Genomic DNA, 14689 nt, shown 5'->3' on the forward strand with positions numbered 1-14689 from the left:
ACCGAACCCCGAAGCGGCGCCTACGGCACGCCTTCCCGATGGCGGCCCTCACGCCGACCCCTGACCGAGCTGTGTCGCAGCCTCACCCCGGTGCGGGCTTGGCCCACGCGCCCCGCCGTTGCCGAAAGAATGACCCCCTTCCTCTGCCGTGCCCGCTTGCGCGATCAGCTCCCGGCCGCGTTGCCGCTCGGCGACCATCCGCAGCAACCGCACCGCCAGCGACCCCAGACGCGGGTCATCCGGCTTGAGCTGCTGCCACACATACCGGCCCGGATCGCTCCCCTCCTGATCGGCGATGCCGAGCGCCTCCAGCACCCAGGCCCGCCGCGCCCGCTGATAGCCGCCCAGCGTCTTGCCCGTCCACTTGCGCGAGACCAGCACCCGCCGCCCGGCATAGCCGAGATAGGCCGCCCGATGCGCCTTGCCCCGGCACAACCCCGGCACCATCCCCGCACGCGCGTTCTTCGGCTGCACCCCGAAACGCAGCCAGTTCGCGCACCCAGGCGAACACGGCTCCCACCGCAGCACCTCCAGCAGCCGCCGCGCATGAGCCCGCCGAGCCCGTACCGCCCGCTTGCCGTCCGCCCCTTCTCCCGGGTCCTCGTTGAGCGGATTCCCCAGGCTCTTGGTCAGGTACTTGGTGAGATAGCGGACCCGCATGTCCGCATCCGGTGTCCCGGCCAGCACGCCTTGAATGTCAGCCTGCTCGCCGAAGCGGATCAGGTGCAGCGGTGTGGCGTCCGGGTCGGCCCCCAGGGCGTCTAATGCCTCCTCCCACGTGGGCAGCACCTCACCCGTGGCCGGATCGAGGTAGCCCACCTCTTCCCGCCACACCGGCAGGTGATCACCCTCGAAGACGACCACCCCGGTCGGCGGCCACCACACCTGGTGGTAGGTGGCCGCGATGACCCGCCGCAGCTCAGCACGCGGGATCGTGCCCCTGATCGCCATGTGCAGATGCGGAGCCAGCCGCCGCTGCGGCTCCACACTCGCGAAGTACTGCACCTCGAACCCGGCCACCCGCCGCAGGTTCTGCACCAGCCGATCCACCAGCTTGGCGAAGTGCAGCGCATCACGCGCCGCCCGCTGATAGTCGTAGCCGTCCGGATCGACCGGCGCGCCGTCCTTGACCCGGCCGTAGGACGGCAGCGTCAACGTCACGAACAGCGACGGCCGAAACACCTTGCCGTCCCGCCCGGTGAACGTCCGGCCCAGCGTGGTCGCCCGCATCACCCGCTTGGGTAAGGCCGGAGCGTCCTGCCGCCGCCGCGTGGAGCGCACCCGCCGAGACGAGACAGCCCCCGCTGTCCCGTCGCCGCTTGCGGCCTGCGCCTCCCCCGACGCGTCACCGCCGTCCGGCCAGACGCCCAAGGCGCGCATCTCCGCCTCATGCCCGGCCAGCGCCGCCGCCCAGTCGCCCGCCTCCTCCGCCCGGCCTGCCGCCATCGCGGCATCGCGCAGCCCGTGAAGCTCGTCCCGGAACTGACGCAGCCAAGCCCGTTCATCCTCGTCCACCTCACGAGCGGGCACGATCGCCGCATCGCCCGCCGTCTCGCCGCTTGCTCCCTCTGACGTGCCGTTCCGGTCCGAGCCCGCCGCAGGCTCGATCTCCGGTTCGGCCTCCAGGTGCCAGCCCTCCCGGCACTGCGCCGCCCGCAACTGCCGCATCCGCTTGGCGCACGGCGGACACTTGCTCTCCAGCCTGGCCCCGCACGCCACGTTCACCACCCGATCAGCCTCGCTATGCCGATCGGTCACCCGGAAGGCCAGCGGCCGGATACACACCCCGGCATCGATCGCGACCTGCCGGGCCGTCTCCAGCTCCAGCAGTCCCGCCTCAGCCAGCGCCCCCAGTGCCCCCGCTCGCGCGCCAGCCCGCGCCCCGTCGTACCCGCTATCGCTCAAGCGGCCCCCAAGCATCGGCGCCGCTGTCCCGCCCGGTGTCGTGCTCGTCTGCCTCCCAGGCGCCCCAGACGCCGTACCGCTCGTCGGTCAGGTCCTCGTCCAGGTCCTCACCGAACTCCTCCCGGAACGCCGCCCGCAGGCAGACGCGGTCCAGGTCCTCGCCGTACGGCCAGTCGCCGTCACCGCCCAGCCGCGCGGCCACCTCCTCGACCGCGTCCCCGAAGTCGTACTCCCGCCCGACCATCGCCCGGTGCCCGCACTCCCGGCACTCCACGATCAGCCGGACCTCGTCCTGCCACAGGCTCCCCTCAGTGCCGCACAGCGCGCACCGAAGCCCATCCAGGGCCACCCAGATCGTCATAGGGCACCACCCCCTTCCTCGTCGCCCGCCTTGCGCCGACCGTTCCGCTTGCCGCCGTCCATCTCGCCGCCTTCTTCGCCCGTGCCGCCGTCTGTCCCGTCTGGTTGGCCGCCACCGCAGCCGCCGTCTTCCTCGCCATCACCGTCGTCATCACGGCCTCCTCGCTTGTCCATGGGCACGCAGTAGCGCGCCACCATCTGCCTGATATCGCCGTCGCTGACGTAGGCCGCCCGCACCCGCACCGGGTCGGGGCTGTTCTCCAGTCGCACGTAACCGATCCCGGCCCCCACCGCCGGGTCATCCGGGTCACGCGGGATCTGATCGGCCAGCGCGCCCCGATCCCGCGCGCCGTCACCGAGGACCATGTCCACCTGCTCCGGCTCGTCCAGCCTGAGCGCCACCCGGTCCGGGAACAGGTTGCGGATCGCCAGCACGTCCTTTCGCGGATCTTGCAGCAGCGCCATGACCGCGAACCCGGCCGCCCGGCCCTGCGTGGTCAGCGTGGACAGCGCCGCCAGGATGCGCGCCTTCAACTGCCGGTCGGCCTGGTAGGCGGTCAGGAACGCCACCTCATCCACGATCACCAGCACGAACGGGTCATCTGTGGTGGGGGTGTGGCTTCGCTGCACACCCGCATACCGCCCGGCCCGCTCCTGCATCCAGGTCACGGCCAGCTCCAGCAGTTCGGCGCACTGCTCGGGGGTCGCGGCATAGCGGGTGAAGAGCTGTTGGCCGAACGACAGCTCCATCAGCTTGGGGTCCAGCCCCCACAGCTGCACCAGCCCCGCCTCCTGCGCGGGCAGCAGCGCCCGCACAACCGACCACAGCCACGACCCCTTCCCAGCCCCGGTCGCCCCCGCGACCAGCACATGCGTGCCGTGAATCTTCAGCCGGAACGGCCGCCCCTCCTCATCCAGACCGATCTCCACCGCCCCGACCACCGGCCGACGCGGGATCGGCCGCGCCGTGATCGTGACCGCCAGCAGATCAGCCCGAGGGAAGGACAGCAGCAGCCACCCCGGCCGGATCACCGACACCCGGCAGGAGACCGCGCCGAACCCGTGCGCGAGATTGGGCGAACGATCCGCCCACAACTCATCCGACTGACCCGCCAGCATCTTGACCGTGACCCGGTCGGCCAGCCTCGTGGACCGCACCCGCCGCACGTCGGGCACGTAGGCGCGGCCCCAGAACGAGCCGCCCAGCCCGGCCCCGACCAGCACCGCCCGCCAGCGACGCCGGTACACCCACATCCAGCGTGCCCAGCTCACCAGCGGCCAGCCGACCCACCGGCCGTAGCTCGCCGCATCGGCCAGCGCCCAGCAGGCACTACCGAGCCCGAAGGTCACGTAGGCGGCGACCAGAGCGCGCCAGCCCGCCAGATACCACAGCGCTCCGGCCGACCCGGTCACCGCGCAGGCGACCGGGTGACGGACTAGAGTCTTGATCGTTCCGGAGATCAGCCGCCACAGCCAGACGACGATGACCACGATCGCCGGGGTCTTGACCACGGTCGGCCGCCACACCACCGACGTCTCCGGCCGGGTCGCGACGATGTTGTCTACCTCTGCACCGGGAAGTTTGCGCAACACTTGGGGCACCACCTCCTTTGACCAGGCCGCCCACGCCGACCCCGGCCCGCCGCACGGCAGGAAGGGACGACGAAGACGACGAACCGCGACGACCGCTCTTGCGGTCGCCGACCTCGTCAAAAGTGATCTGTGTGTATGCGGATAGCGCGCGCCCACAGCCGCAGCACCGCCGACACCCGCCCCGCATAGAGCGGATGCCGACGACGCCGCATCACGGCTGAATCTGTGTGTGTCCGGGTCCTCTTGCGCGCCCCGATGCCCGGCCCCCAAGGGGCCTCACCGCGACCAGCGCGGCCTACCCTGCCGGGCTTCCTCGACGCGGCTCTACCGCGCCATCAAATACGCGTCTCCCTCAACACGGGATCGCGACCACTTTCACCCGCCCGCGCCCCACCGGCAAGGCGAGCAATCCGCCCGCTACGACGTAGCGGCCTTAGCGCCCGAAGCCTTCGACGGGCTGACCGCCGCTCGCAGGCCCCGCGCCTTGAACGAATACGCCAACCGGTTGGAGGCGTTCACGTACGGGGTCACCATCAACCCCTCGAACTCCACCGGCACCAGCGCCAGCCCCAACGCGGCCAACGCCGCCGGAGCTTCCGGAATCACCGGAGCAACCGGCGAAAGAATCTTCACAGCGACCGACTTAGCGGACGCTTTCACCGAAGGGTCCCCGTCCATGACCGGGACCTGCCACATCAGCTCATTAGTGAGCTTGTCCCGAGCCGGGACCGGCTTACTCGGCGTGCTCGCCTCGAAATCGAGTACTGGACTCACGTCCCCGACCACGTAACATCCGTGGGGGAACACTAGCTCGTGTGGAACCGGTATCGGCCCCTGCAGCAAGTGACACTACCTCCTCCGGTCGATTGGTCTGGCCTATAGAGAACGAACGAGCCACCGCCAAAGTTCCCGGACCCTGCGATTATTTCCACGAAATTCGCGGCTTTCTCAAGGCTTATTCCAGCCGATCCGAAAAAGACCTATCCGGATGACCGTGGCGGGGAGCCTGTCTGCGCTAGAAGGATGACACCCCGCCACGAGATGATCATTCCGGAGTGGGTGATCACGCACTCTTTTCTATCAGCGCACCCGCCGCAATCATCGGGTTGCAGGACAAAGCGCACAGCCGGAGACTCTCAAGATCGCATGTCGCCCAGTCCGCATTGCCGAATTGTTCTCATAGAAATCAAGGCGGACCGCCCAAGGGCGGCCCGCGCGGGCGGCCCAACCGGCCGCCCTCCCCGGCCGGGCATGCGGCCTGGGGGCCGGTCCCGGCCGGGAGCGGCCAGGCCGCCCGCAACCGCCAGGCACCGCATGACCTCCGAGACCCGGCAAGATCAACTAGGAGGAGCCGCGGGACCGTTCATGATCATCTCTCCGCCGCGTGCGCGCCGGCCACACTCACTTCGTTCGCCCTCCGGGTGACCTGCGGTCATGTCGCCGGCCCCCACGCTCCACACCGCTACGGGTCCGAAGCGCCGTGGGGCCGTGCCCGGAAGAGACGATCCCGAGCCCAAGTCCGTGGGTCTTGGACGTGTAAGGCCCCCTCCTCGAATTGTCGAAGAGGGGGCCGGGTTGCCTGCATTGGCTATGCGGGCAACCTCCAGCTTGGCCCATCAGGGGCACCGAGCCAGACCCGTTGTTCGTTCTGGGTCACGGTGAGGCCGAAGCCGGACTGATGTGGCCGACCTGCCTCCTGCCAGATCGTGATGGCTTTGGCTACCTCGTCCCACAGGCGTGCCGGTCCATGTTGGTGGACCACCCATCCACCGGTCGGGGACGGCCGGACGTCGGCCTGAGATCCGGTGCTGACGTCGTGCAGCGTCAGGATGTCTTCCGCCCACCCGTGTTGTGTATGGGGCACGGCGAGCTGAGCCACGAACAACGCGGTGTCGTTCTTGAGTACGGCCGGGTCGAGCGTGCTGCCACTGGCGCTTCCCAAGCCCAGTTCCAGAGTCGGGCGTGACGGCGGCAGGTGCGGACGGGCCGTCATGAAGTAGACGTCGTCGTTCAGGAAGTGACCGCTCGCGCAGCCATCGTCCTCCACGTGTAGATGTGCGAAGGCCGCCCCGCCCGTCCACCCCATCATGGGCGCGGTGATCGTTCCGCCCGAGCGGACCTGTTTCACCCATACCGGTGGGATCGTGCGAACTGAGCACGTCGCGATCAGCCGATCGTAGGGGGCGTTGGCGTAGTAGCCGAGAAGCCCGTCGCCTTGGATGAGTGTTGGCGCATATCCGGCCGCCGTGATGGCGTCCTTGGCTCTGGCCGCGATCACCGGATCGTATTCGATGGAGGTCACCGCCTCTTGGCCCAGCCGGTGACACATCAGCGCGGTTGAGTATCCGGTGCCCGTCCCGATCTCTAGAACCCTGTCGCCCTCCCGGATCCCGGCGGCTTCCAGCATCCGCACAACCAGCCCAGGGAAGGTGGACGATGAAGTGGGCCGCAGGATGACGACCGGCCCGGTGGCGTCCTCCGCCATCACCCCGTCGATCTGGGTGACCCACGTCTCGTCGGTGTAGGCCAGCGTGAGCCACTGTTCGGGGGTCATCTCCTCTTTGCGTACCGGGACCCACCCGCGCTCCGGTTCAAGCCAGTAGACCGCTTGGCCGAGGAAGAGTTCGCGAGGAACCGCCTCCACGGCCGGGTGCCAGGCCACCGAGCCGACCTTGTCGGCCAGTTGGTGACGCAGTTCGGCTGCCAGGTTCATACGGTGTATCCCTCCAGGAGGGTGTGAGCGAAGGCGTCGGCTATCGCCTCGGCATCGGGAAGCCAGCCCCATTGGCCGTTCGGGTTGCACTCGATGAAGACCCACCGATACGGCTCAACGCCTCCTGCGGTTTCTTCTAGGGCGAAGTCGAAGCAGCCGAAGGCCAGGCCGAAGCTGTCGAGGTAAGCGCGCAGGCGCGCTACGACCGACGAGGGTACCCGGATGGGAGTGTGCGCGAGCGTGTCCCAGTCGCCGCTCCGCCAGTCAAGCATGCCCTCTGGGCTGGTGATCTGGCTGGCGAAGACGTGAGAGCCGACGACGGTCACCCTGGCATCGCTGTGTTTGGGGACCTCTGCCTGAAACATGTGGGCCGTCACAGCGATGGACTCGTCGAGGTCGGCGGAGTCCACCCTTTGTGTCCAGATGGTCGCGACCTTGCCGTCTATTTTGTGCGGGATGCCGCGAAACGACTTGTACACGATCGGGTCGTGTTCTTTCGCGAACTCTTTGGCCGCCTCCAGGTCATTGGTTATCAGCGTCTCGGGAATGGCGAACCCGAGCTGTGCCGCGAGCTGCAATTGCGCTGGTTTGTAATCGCTTCTGCTGATATTGGCGGGGTGGTTGACGTAGCGGCAGTTCGGCAGGTTGGAGATCAGGCCGTGCAAGCCGTGTCGGGCTTCGGTGATGGCGAATTCGCGTGCTTGCGCCTCCAGTGCCTCGAATCGCCAAGGCGACGGGCGACGGTAGTAGACCGCCCGCACCTCTTCCAGCGCGATGTCCCGGCTTGTTGTGCGCAGGCGTCCGGACCAGCTTGCACGCTCGCCTCCCAGGCGGGCGTCGAACGTCAGGCCAGACCCGACGTCGGCCGGGTCTACGCGAGCGACGCAGGCCCCGCGTTCGTTGAGGGAGGCGATCACCAGATTGGCGGTGACGTCCTCGGGTGAAGTGATCACCACTATGGCGTCCTTGGTGGACCGCACGAATCAGTCCCTTTCGACGTCGTTATTGGAGTCGTCGGCCACGTTCGGGGCGTTCTGGGAGCCGTCCCCGGTCCGGGACTTGGTAATCGTCGCGTACGCCCTGTTGGTCGAACCCTTCCCCATATCGACGATTCCGCCCCGGCCGTCGTAGAAGACCGTGAGCTGACTCGCCGGGTCGAGGCTGGTTGTTGTGTAGGGAAGTGCCGCTTCGGGCAGGCGTTCGGTGGCACGCCCCAAGCCCCAGGGCTGACGGAGAAGAGTGGTCGCCTTGTTCATTGATGAGCCCTTCTGTTGTGAACGGAGAATCATGTGGCCATGGAAAGGAAGAGAGAACGGCGTACTTGTAAGTAGAGAAGAGGTGAGCACGGCAGCGTGGGATCGGCAATTTCCGGCCCACCCTGGAGGATCGGAAGATCAACCACGCTGCCGCACCCGTTTGAGGGCGAGGTGACGCGGCGTCCGCTCCCGCGCCAGGAGCCAGCCACCCGCACCACCCCACCCAGCTCCTATGAGGAGTCGTCCGGCCCCGCCACCGGTACCTCCGCTGATGTCACCCACGCCGACCGGAACAAGCACTCGCCGCACGCGAGCCCGTTCGGCCGCCAGCTCTGCCACCCGATCTCGGGAGCCCGGAGGACCAGCACCGACCGGCCGCATAGAGCAGCCCCCCGCCAGACCCGCCGTACCGGGGTCGAGCCGACCACCCGCGCCGCATGCTGAACCAACTCGTTCATGACGAACCCCACCACCAGCGGAGGCGGCCCATCGAACGCCAGCCTCCACCGATCGAGCAGCGCGCGTAATCTCGCCCGCGTGATCACGACTGGGCACCCAGCCGATCGGCGCGCAGCCGCTCCAGCACCAGCCGCAACCTCTGCCGCGCATCAGCCGCGACGCGGCGTGCCATCATCCGGTCCTCCTCGGTGACCTCCCGCGACGGAGCAGCAGGAGCCGCCTGACAGCCGGGCACGAACGGGATCTCCCCGGTCACCGCGCCACCCCGCTTCCGGGCGTCTCGGCGGTCGCGGCGAGATCGGCGATGGTTTCCGAGAGCCGGTGACCTGTCAGGAGTTGCTGGTACCGATGGGCGATGCGTCGTGCCGCCGTGTGGTGTGCGTCGGCCGGGCAGAAGGCCCAGACGTACCGGTTACGAGACGAGACACGGCCGCTCCACCAGCGAAAGCGCCACCCCTCCGAGCCGCACTCGACCCAGACCACCAGGTCCACCCACACAGACAGCAGCGCGACCCCGGTGCCGACGTGCACGTCCGAGAGGATGCCGAAGTCCCCCAGGTCCCGTTGCAGAAGGTAGGCCGACCGGGCGGCGGGAGGTTTGCCGGGACTGGTATTGGCTCGTGCCGGAATGGCCGTACGCTGTGCCATAGATCGCACCTCCAGTGTGCGGTTCAGGGACCCGTACGGCGTGTCAGCGCCTGCGGGTCCCGCCATGTTTTGGCGTCGCCCTCCATCTCATCCCCGTCAGTCCCCCCACCAACAGTGCGAGTGAGGGAGACTAGGGGAGACAAGCCATCCCCCCACACGTCCCCCGAGGTGCACGCGATGAGCGATGTTCCAAGCTGGGCCAGTCGGCTACGCGCTGAACGACGCAAGAGGGAGTGGACTCAACGGGACATGGCCAAACACCTAGCGGATGCCGCCAACCAGAGCACACGTCTTCCGTCTCGGGAATCGATCACCCGGCTGATCAAAGACTGGGAAGCGGGCAAGCACCATCCAAAGGACCCCTACCCGCTTCTCTGCTGCCGGGTGTTCGGCTTGGACGAAGAAGAACTGTTCGGCGACGAGGACGCCCAAACGCAGCCCGACGGTAGCCACCTTGACGACGAGATCGACTCGTTGGAACTGGCCCGTCGCGTAGCCGCCAGCGACGTAGGGGACGCGACGCTCGAACGCCTTGAACTCGTCGTGGATGAACTCGCGATGGCATACCCGCGTACGCCGCCTGAAGTGCTACTCACCCGGACTAGGCGACACCTGGCATATGTCTCACAGCTCTTCGATGCCAAGAAGACACTGGCTGAGCATCGCCGCCTCCTTGTCGTCGGGGGCTGGCTCTCGCTGCTCGCCTCCACCTGCCATGTCGATCTCCGGCAGTTCCAAGCGGCAACAGCCCGCCTCAAGACAGCCATGCTGATGGCGGAACACGCTGAGCATCCGGAGATCTCGGCTTGGTGCCTGGAAACCCAGGCATGGCAAGCGGTAACCACAGGGGACTACCGTCGCGCCTTGACGCTGTCGCAAGGCGCGCAGGCCATCGCTCCACGTACTGGCTCGGCCTACATCCAGGCAACCGCTCAAGAAGGCCGCGTGTGGGCGCGCCTTGGTGCTGGCCCCGAGACACGAGACGCCCTCGACCGTGTTGCACGGCTGGTCTCCCCGCTATCGATGCCCGATAACCCCGAACACCACTACCGCTACGACCCCGCCAAAAGCGAAGCGTACATCGCCACCACGCTGTCTTGGCTCGGAGATCCTGCTGCCGAAAGCTATGCCCGGCAAGTTCTCGCGCGGCTGGAGACTCCCGTTGATGGGCCAGCACGCCCCCGAAGAGCGGTATCCGCGCGCCTTGACCTGGCTTTGGCCCTCCTCGCCGCCGATCAACCGGACGAAGCAGGCGAGGTAACGCTCACTGCTGTGACGAGCGGCCTACTAGTGCCTTCCAACTATTGGCGAGCACGAGAGGTGATCAGAGAGATCGAGGCTCGCCAACTCCCCGAGGCTGAAGACCTTCGTGAGGCATACCGGGAAGTGTGCGGGCCGAAGCAACTCCTCGCCTAACAGCCAAGGATGCACGTTGACGGGTGTTGCCGAATCGTTTCGGAGCCAACCTCATGGGGACCCCTCCAAGATCGCAAAAGGGGGGCGGGGAGGGGAAACCGGGGGCAGGGGCGCTGCCCCTCCCCATCAAGGAACCATTGTGATGCCCCCCTTTTGAGATCTTGCCCCATGAGGTCAGCGCCACCGCAACGATTCGTCAACGCCCTCACGTAGGCGTATCACCGGGCAAGACGGACCCTATGCGCAGGCTCATCAAAGTGTCACAATCCGATATCCGGCTTGCCCGCGCCGTTGGGCCCCAGGTAGCCGAAGACCTCGCCGGGCCGGATGTCGAGCGTCAGGTCCTCGAGACCGCGGCGTTCGCCGTAGTACTTGGTCAGCCCTTCGGCCTCCACCACTGCAGTCATGACGGAATGGTCCCGTGCGCGGCGCCCGGCGTCATGTGAGTACTCCGGCAGGCTCGCGAAGCCTTCGTTTCCGTTTCCCGGCAATACTGCCGCCTCCTGGAGGCGGCCGACGCGGCGTCGGCCGGCAACCCGCGTCCCGATCGAGACCTTCACGGCCTGACGTCTTCTTGATGTGCGACTGCCGGCGCCGTCGGCTGCTCGACCAAGCTCCTGACCTAAGACCCTCGAATTGTCACTCTGCGTGACGATGCGAATTCGGCCATTGACGCGTTCTTGACACCTCAGCACGACAAACAGGCACGAAGCGACAAGTAGTGTGCATTCGTCAGCTGAGAGCGATGTATCGGGTGCCGAAAATGGTCAGGATGAGGCAACCCGCCTCCCCACCGGGAACTCCGCTACGGACGTGGCTGCTCGAGGGTCTGCAGACCGATCGCAAGCAGATCGAGCACGGCCCGCACGCCAAGCATCCCTGGTGGCGGGTGATGTGCCTGACCGGCGTGGACTATTTCTCCACGCTGGGCTACCAGCCCGGCATCGCCGCCCTGGCGGCCGGACTGCTGGCGCCGCTGGCCACGCTGTTCCTGGTCGGCCTGACTCTGCTGGGGGCGCTGCCGGTCTACCGGCGGGTGGCCGAGGAGAGCCCCTACGGGCAGGGCTCGATCGCGATGCTGGAAAAGCTCGCCCCCCAGTGGTGGGGCAAGCTGTTCGTACTCGCCCTGCTCGGCTTCGCGGCCACCGACTTCGTCATCACGATGACGCTGTCAGCCGCCGACGCGACCGCGCACATCCTGGAGAACCCTTTCGCGCCACACTGGCTTGCGGGCCAGCGTGTGCCGGTCACGCTCTTCCTCCTGGCCCTGCTCGGCGGGGTGTTCCTCATGGGGTTCACCGAGGCGATCGACATCGCCGTCCTGCTGGTCTTCGTCTATCTAGGGCTCAACGCGGTCGTCGTGACCGTGGCGATCCTGCATGTGCTGGACAACCCGGACGTCGTGGTGAGCTGGCAGAACCTGCTGAACGCCGGCTACAGCAGCCCCCTGGCCATGATCGGCCTGTCGCTGCTGGTGATGCCGAAGCTCGCGCTGGGCATGTCCGGCTTCGAGACCGGCGTCGCGGTGATGCCCGTGGTCAAGGGCGACATCCAGCAGCGGATCAAGGGCACCAAACGGTTGCTCACCACGGCCGCGTTGATCATGAGCGTCTTCCTGATCCTGAGCAGCTTCGTCACCACCGTGCTGATCCCCGCCGCGGAGTTCCAGCCGGGCGGCAAGGCCAACGGACGCGCGCTCGCCTATCTCGCCCACGGTTTCCTCGGCGACTGGTTCGGCACCGCCTACGACGTCAGCACCATCGCCATCCTGTGGTTCGCCGGCGCCTCGGCGATGGCCGGGCTGATCAACCTGGTGCCGCGCTATCTGCCCAGGTACGGCATGGCGCCGGAGTGGACCGGCGCGGTACGCCCCCTCGTCCTCATCTTCTCCGCGATCGCGTTCGCCATCACGATCATCTTCGACGCCAGCGTGGAGGCTCAGGGCGGCGCGTACGCCACCGGCGTGCTGGTGCTCATGCTGTCGGCCGCGGCGGCGGTGACGCTGTCGGCGCACAAGCTCGGCCAGCGGTCGGCCCGTGCGGGTTTCGGGCTGATCACAGGCGTGCTCGCCTACACACTGGTTGACAATGTGTTCGAACGGCCCGACGGTGTCAAGATCGCCTCGTTCTTCATCGCCGCGATCATCATCACCTCGCTGATCTCCCGTGCCACCCGCTCAACCGAGCTGCGCGTCACCGATGTACACCTGGATCCGCTGGCCGAGCAGTTCGTCAACGAGGCCTGCGGTGACATCCACGTGATCGCCAACGAACCCCACAAACGCGACCAGAGAGAGTACAACGACAAGCTGCGCGAGACCTGGCTGAACCACCGGCTGCGCAGTTCGGAGCCGGTCCTGTTCGTGGAGGTCACCGTGCCCGACGCCTCGGAGTTCGAGACCGAACTGCACGTCAAGGGCGAGGAACGCTACGGCCACCAGATCCTGCGGATCGAGAGCTCGGCCGTGCCCAACACGCTGGCCGCGCTGCTGCTGTACCTGCGTGATCGCACCCGCGGTGTACCGCACATCTACTTCCACTGGGCCGAGGGCAACCCGGTCGTGGGCATGCTGCGCTACCTGGTCTTCGGCGGCGGGGACGTGCCTCCGCTGACTCGCGAGGTGCTGCGCAAGGCCGAGCCGGACATCGAACGGCGCCCTCACGTCCACGTCGGCTAGCGAGGATTCCCGTCGAAGTCCTCGCTACCGGGTGGAGGTCGCTGGGGCATGCCGCGTTGGCGTTCCGGTGAAGACGTCCTCAATGCGTGAGGCCGCGTGGGGGTGTCGCGGCCTGGGGGCGGGTCAGGGATGGCAGATCGGGTCGGCGGCGGGGAGGGTGCCGGTGGCCAGGTAGGCGTTGACCTTGGCGTCCACGCAGGCGTTGCCGTATTCACCGTAGATCCCGTGGGCGGTCGTGCCGCGCAGGGTGAGCAGGCGGGAGCCGGTCAGCGCCCGGTGCATGGCCTTGCTGCCCTCGTAGGTGGTGGCGGTGTCGCCGGTGGCGGACACGATCAGCGCGGGCGTGGGGTTGGCGACGTGGGTGAGACGCTCGCGCGGGTGGTTCGGCCAGAAGGCGCAGGGCCAGATGTTGTTCTTGAGGGGGCCGAAGAGGGGATGGCGCGCACGGCTGCGCTGGACGTCGTTCCAGTAGACGTCGGGGTCGCGCGGCGCGGCGCGGTCTCCGCAGATGATCGCGGCGGCCGGGCCGGCGAGCGGGGAGCCGGCGCTGGTCAGGACGAACGTGAGGAATCCGGCGAGTTCGGGGCCAGGGTCGGCCGGGCGGCCGTGCGCGGCCTCGTTCAGGGTCCGAACGGTGGAGGTGAACTCCGCGCGGGCCGCGGGGCGGTCGTCGCCGGAGCCGATGGAGAGGATGTACGGGACCGCCTGGTCGTCCACCTCGTGCGGTCCGACGCGCAGCGGGCGGTCCTGCGCGGCGTCGACGACAGCGTTCACGGTGGCGAGCACGCGGGCGGGGGTGGCGCCGAGGCCATAGGTGCCGTGACGTTCGGCAGCCCAGGCCGCCCAGCCGCGCAGCGCGCGTTCCGCCTCGCCTTCGGTGCCCTGCGTCGCCCTGGGGCCCCACGTGTTCGGGTCGCCCGCGCTGTCCAGGACCACGCGGTCGGTGCGGCCGGGGAACATCTGGGTGTAGACCGCGCCCAGGTAGCTGCCGTAGGAGTAGCCGAGGAAGGAGATCCGGCGCTCCCCGAGGACGCGGCGTACGAGGTCGATGTCGCGGGCCGTGTCGCGCGTGTTGGCGTACGGGAGCACGTCGGCGTGGCGCCGGGCGCAGCGCTCGGCCAGGTCGTGCTGCACCGCCACCTGCTGATCGAACCGGGCGCGGGTCGGACCGGCCGAGCGGAGCCACAGGCCGATGGGCCAGCCGCAGTCGAGCGGCGTGCTGCGCCCGACGAAGCGCGGGTCCAGGCCGACGAGGTCGTAACGGGCGGCGACGTCCTTCATGGCCGCGCGCGTCCGCAGCGGCATGCCCAGCGTGCTCTCGCCGGGGCCGCCGCTGTTGAGGACCATGGTGCCGATGCGATGGGCGCGGTCGGTGGCGGGGAGGCGGGACAGCGCGAGTTTGATGGTGCGGCCGCCGGGCCTGGAGTGGTCGAGCGGGACGGTGAGCTCCGCGCACCGTGCGCCTGCCCGGTCGAGTTCCCTGCCGACGGCGTCGTCGGAGCCCTGGGCGCAGTGCTTCCAGTCGAGCGGTGGGAGCGGGCCGCCGTCGGCTCTGGCCGGGGGCGCGATGGCGGCGGACAGGGCGATCAGGGCGAGGACCGGGACCAGGCGTCTGCGGATCCGCGCACATGTCGGTTTCATGGTCAGGGACGCTATTTCGGC

General features: G+C 68.1%; 13 protein-coding genes. 2 read left to right on the forward strand and 11 right to left on the reverse strand.

The window, feature by feature from the left end; translation table 11 throughout:
• Positions 1 to 48: 48 nt before the first annotated feature.
• The 9 genes from ACWDLG_RS01520 to ACWDLG_RS01560 all read right to left on the reverse strand — a co-directional run bounded on the left by ACWDLG_RS01520 (position 49) and on the right by ACWDLG_RS01560 (position 8934).
• Positions 49 to 1905, reverse strand: coding sequence for a replication initiator (locus tag ACWDLG_RS01520; protein WP_449914759.1), 1857 nt, complete (start codon positions 1903 to 1905; stop codon positions 49 to 51).
• Positions 1895 to 2266, reverse strand: a complete 372-nt coding sequence (locus ACWDLG_RS01525; RefSeq protein WP_449914762.1) for a hypothetical protein — start codon at positions 2264 to 2266, stop codon at positions 1895 to 1897. Before ACWDLG_RS01525 ends, ACWDLG_RS01520 begins: the two co-directional genes overlap by 11 nt.
• Positions 2263 to 4014 carry an FtsK/SpoIIIE domain-containing protein gene (locus ACWDLG_RS01530; protein ID WP_449914765.1) on the reverse strand — a complete coding sequence of 584 codons (1752 nt, stop codon included), beginning with the start codon at positions 4012 to 4014 and terminating at the stop codon, positions 2263 to 2265. Before ACWDLG_RS01530 ends, ACWDLG_RS01525 begins: the two co-directional genes overlap by 4 nt.
• A gap of 261 nt (positions 4015 to 4275) precedes the next feature.
• Positions 4276 to 4644, reverse strand: coding sequence for a plasmid replication, integration and excision activator (locus ACWDLG_RS01535; RefSeq protein WP_449914768.1), 369 nt, complete (start codon positions 4642 to 4644; stop codon positions 4276 to 4278).
• Positions 4645 to 5446: 802 nt separating this feature from the next.
• A complete protein-coding gene (tgmC, locus tag ACWDLG_RS01540; protein ID WP_449914771.1) occupies positions 5447 to 6571 on the reverse strand; it encodes an ATP-grasp peptide maturase system methyltransferase in 1125 nt (374 codons plus the stop codon).
• Complete coding sequence (tgmB, locus tag ACWDLG_RS01545) at positions 6568 to 7551, reverse strand: ATP-grasp ribosomal peptide maturase (RefSeq protein ID WP_449914773.1); 984 nt, start codon at positions 7549 to 7551, stop codon at positions 6568 to 6570. The genes tgmC and tgmB overlap by 4 nt, the downstream gene beginning before the upstream one ends.
• 3 nt (positions 7552 to 7554) lie before the next feature.
• A complete protein-coding gene (gene tgmA, locus ACWDLG_RS01550; RefSeq protein WP_354923351.1) occupies positions 7555 to 7827 on the reverse strand; it encodes a putative ATP-grasp-modified RiPP in 273 nt (90 codons plus the stop codon).
• Positions 7828 to 8368: 541 nt separating this feature from the next.
• Entirely contained in the window at positions 8369 to 8542 is a 174-nt protein-coding gene (locus ACWDLG_RS01555) for a hypothetical protein (RefSeq protein WP_354923354.1), read from the reverse strand.
• Complete coding sequence (locus tag ACWDLG_RS01560; RefSeq protein WP_354923357.1) at positions 8539 to 8934, reverse strand: hypothetical protein; 396 nt, start codon at positions 8932 to 8934, stop codon at positions 8539 to 8541. The genes ACWDLG_RS01555 and ACWDLG_RS01560 overlap by 4 nt, the downstream gene beginning before the upstream one ends.
• Before the next feature lie 177 nt (positions 8935 to 9111).
• On the opposite strand from ACWDLG_RS01560, the gene ACWDLG_RS01565 reads away from it, so the two are divergent.
• Positions 9112 to 10350 (forward strand): helix-turn-helix transcriptional regulator, encoded by a 1239-nt coding sequence (locus ACWDLG_RS01565; protein ID WP_449914777.1) that lies wholly within the window; start codon positions 9112 to 9114, stop codon positions 10348 to 10350.
• A gap of 260 nt (positions 10351 to 10610) precedes the next feature.
• On the opposite strand, the gene ACWDLG_RS01570 is transcribed toward ACWDLG_RS01565, so the two are convergent.
• On the reverse strand, positions 10611 to 10910 hold the full coding sequence (locus ACWDLG_RS01570) for a hypothetical protein (protein WP_449914780.1): 300 nt from the start codon (positions 10908 to 10910) through the stop codon (positions 10611 to 10613).
• Between the two features lie 212 nt (positions 10911 to 11122).
• Between ACWDLG_RS01570 and ACWDLG_RS01575 the strand changes: the two genes are divergently transcribed.
• Positions 11123 to 13027 (forward strand): amino acid transporter, encoded by a 1905-nt coding sequence (locus ACWDLG_RS01575; RefSeq protein ID WP_449914781.1) that lies wholly within the window; start codon positions 11123 to 11125, stop codon positions 13025 to 13027.
• A 123-nt stretch (positions 13028 to 13150) separates the two neighbouring features.
• Here ACWDLG_RS01575 and ACWDLG_RS01580 read toward each other — a convergent pair whose 3' ends face one another.
• Positions 13151 to 14668, reverse strand: a complete 1518-nt coding sequence (locus tag ACWDLG_RS01580) for an alpha/beta hydrolase (protein WP_449914783.1) — start codon at positions 14666 to 14668, stop codon at positions 13151 to 13153.
• Positions 14669 to 14689: the final 21 nt, after the last annotated feature.

Source organism: Nonomuraea sp. NPDC003727 (assembly GCF_053586935.1).

Bases quoted from the DNA above. Each gene is read 5' to 3' on its own strand.
- ACWDLG_RS01525 (WP_449914762.1), bottom strand. From the start codon at position 2,266: ATGACGATCTGGGTGGCCCTGGATGGGCTTCGGTGCGCGCTGTGCGGC.
- tgmC (WP_449914771.1), bottom strand. From the start codon at position 6,571: ATGAACCTGGCAGCCGAACTGCGTCACCAACTGGCCGACAAGGTCGGC.
- tgmA (WP_354923351.1), bottom strand. From the start codon at position 7,827: ATGAACAAGGCGACCACTCTTCTCCGTCAGCCCTGGGGCTTGGGGCGT.
- ACWDLG_RS01560 (WP_354923357.1), bottom strand. From the start codon at position 8,934: ATGGCACAGCGTACGGCCATTCCGGCACGAGCCAATACCAGTCCCGGC.
- ACWDLG_RS01565 (WP_449914777.1), top strand. From the start codon at position 9,112: ATGAGCGATGTTCCAAGCTGGGCCAGTCGGCTACGCGCTGAACGACGC.
- ACWDLG_RS01575 (WP_449914781.1), top strand. From the start codon at position 11,123: ATGAGGCAACCCGCCTCCCCACCGGGAACTCCGCTACGGACGTGGCTG.
- ACWDLG_RS01580 (WP_449914783.1), bottom strand. From the start codon at position 14,668: ATGAAACCGACATGTGCGCGGATCCGCAGACGCCTGGTCCCGGTCCTC.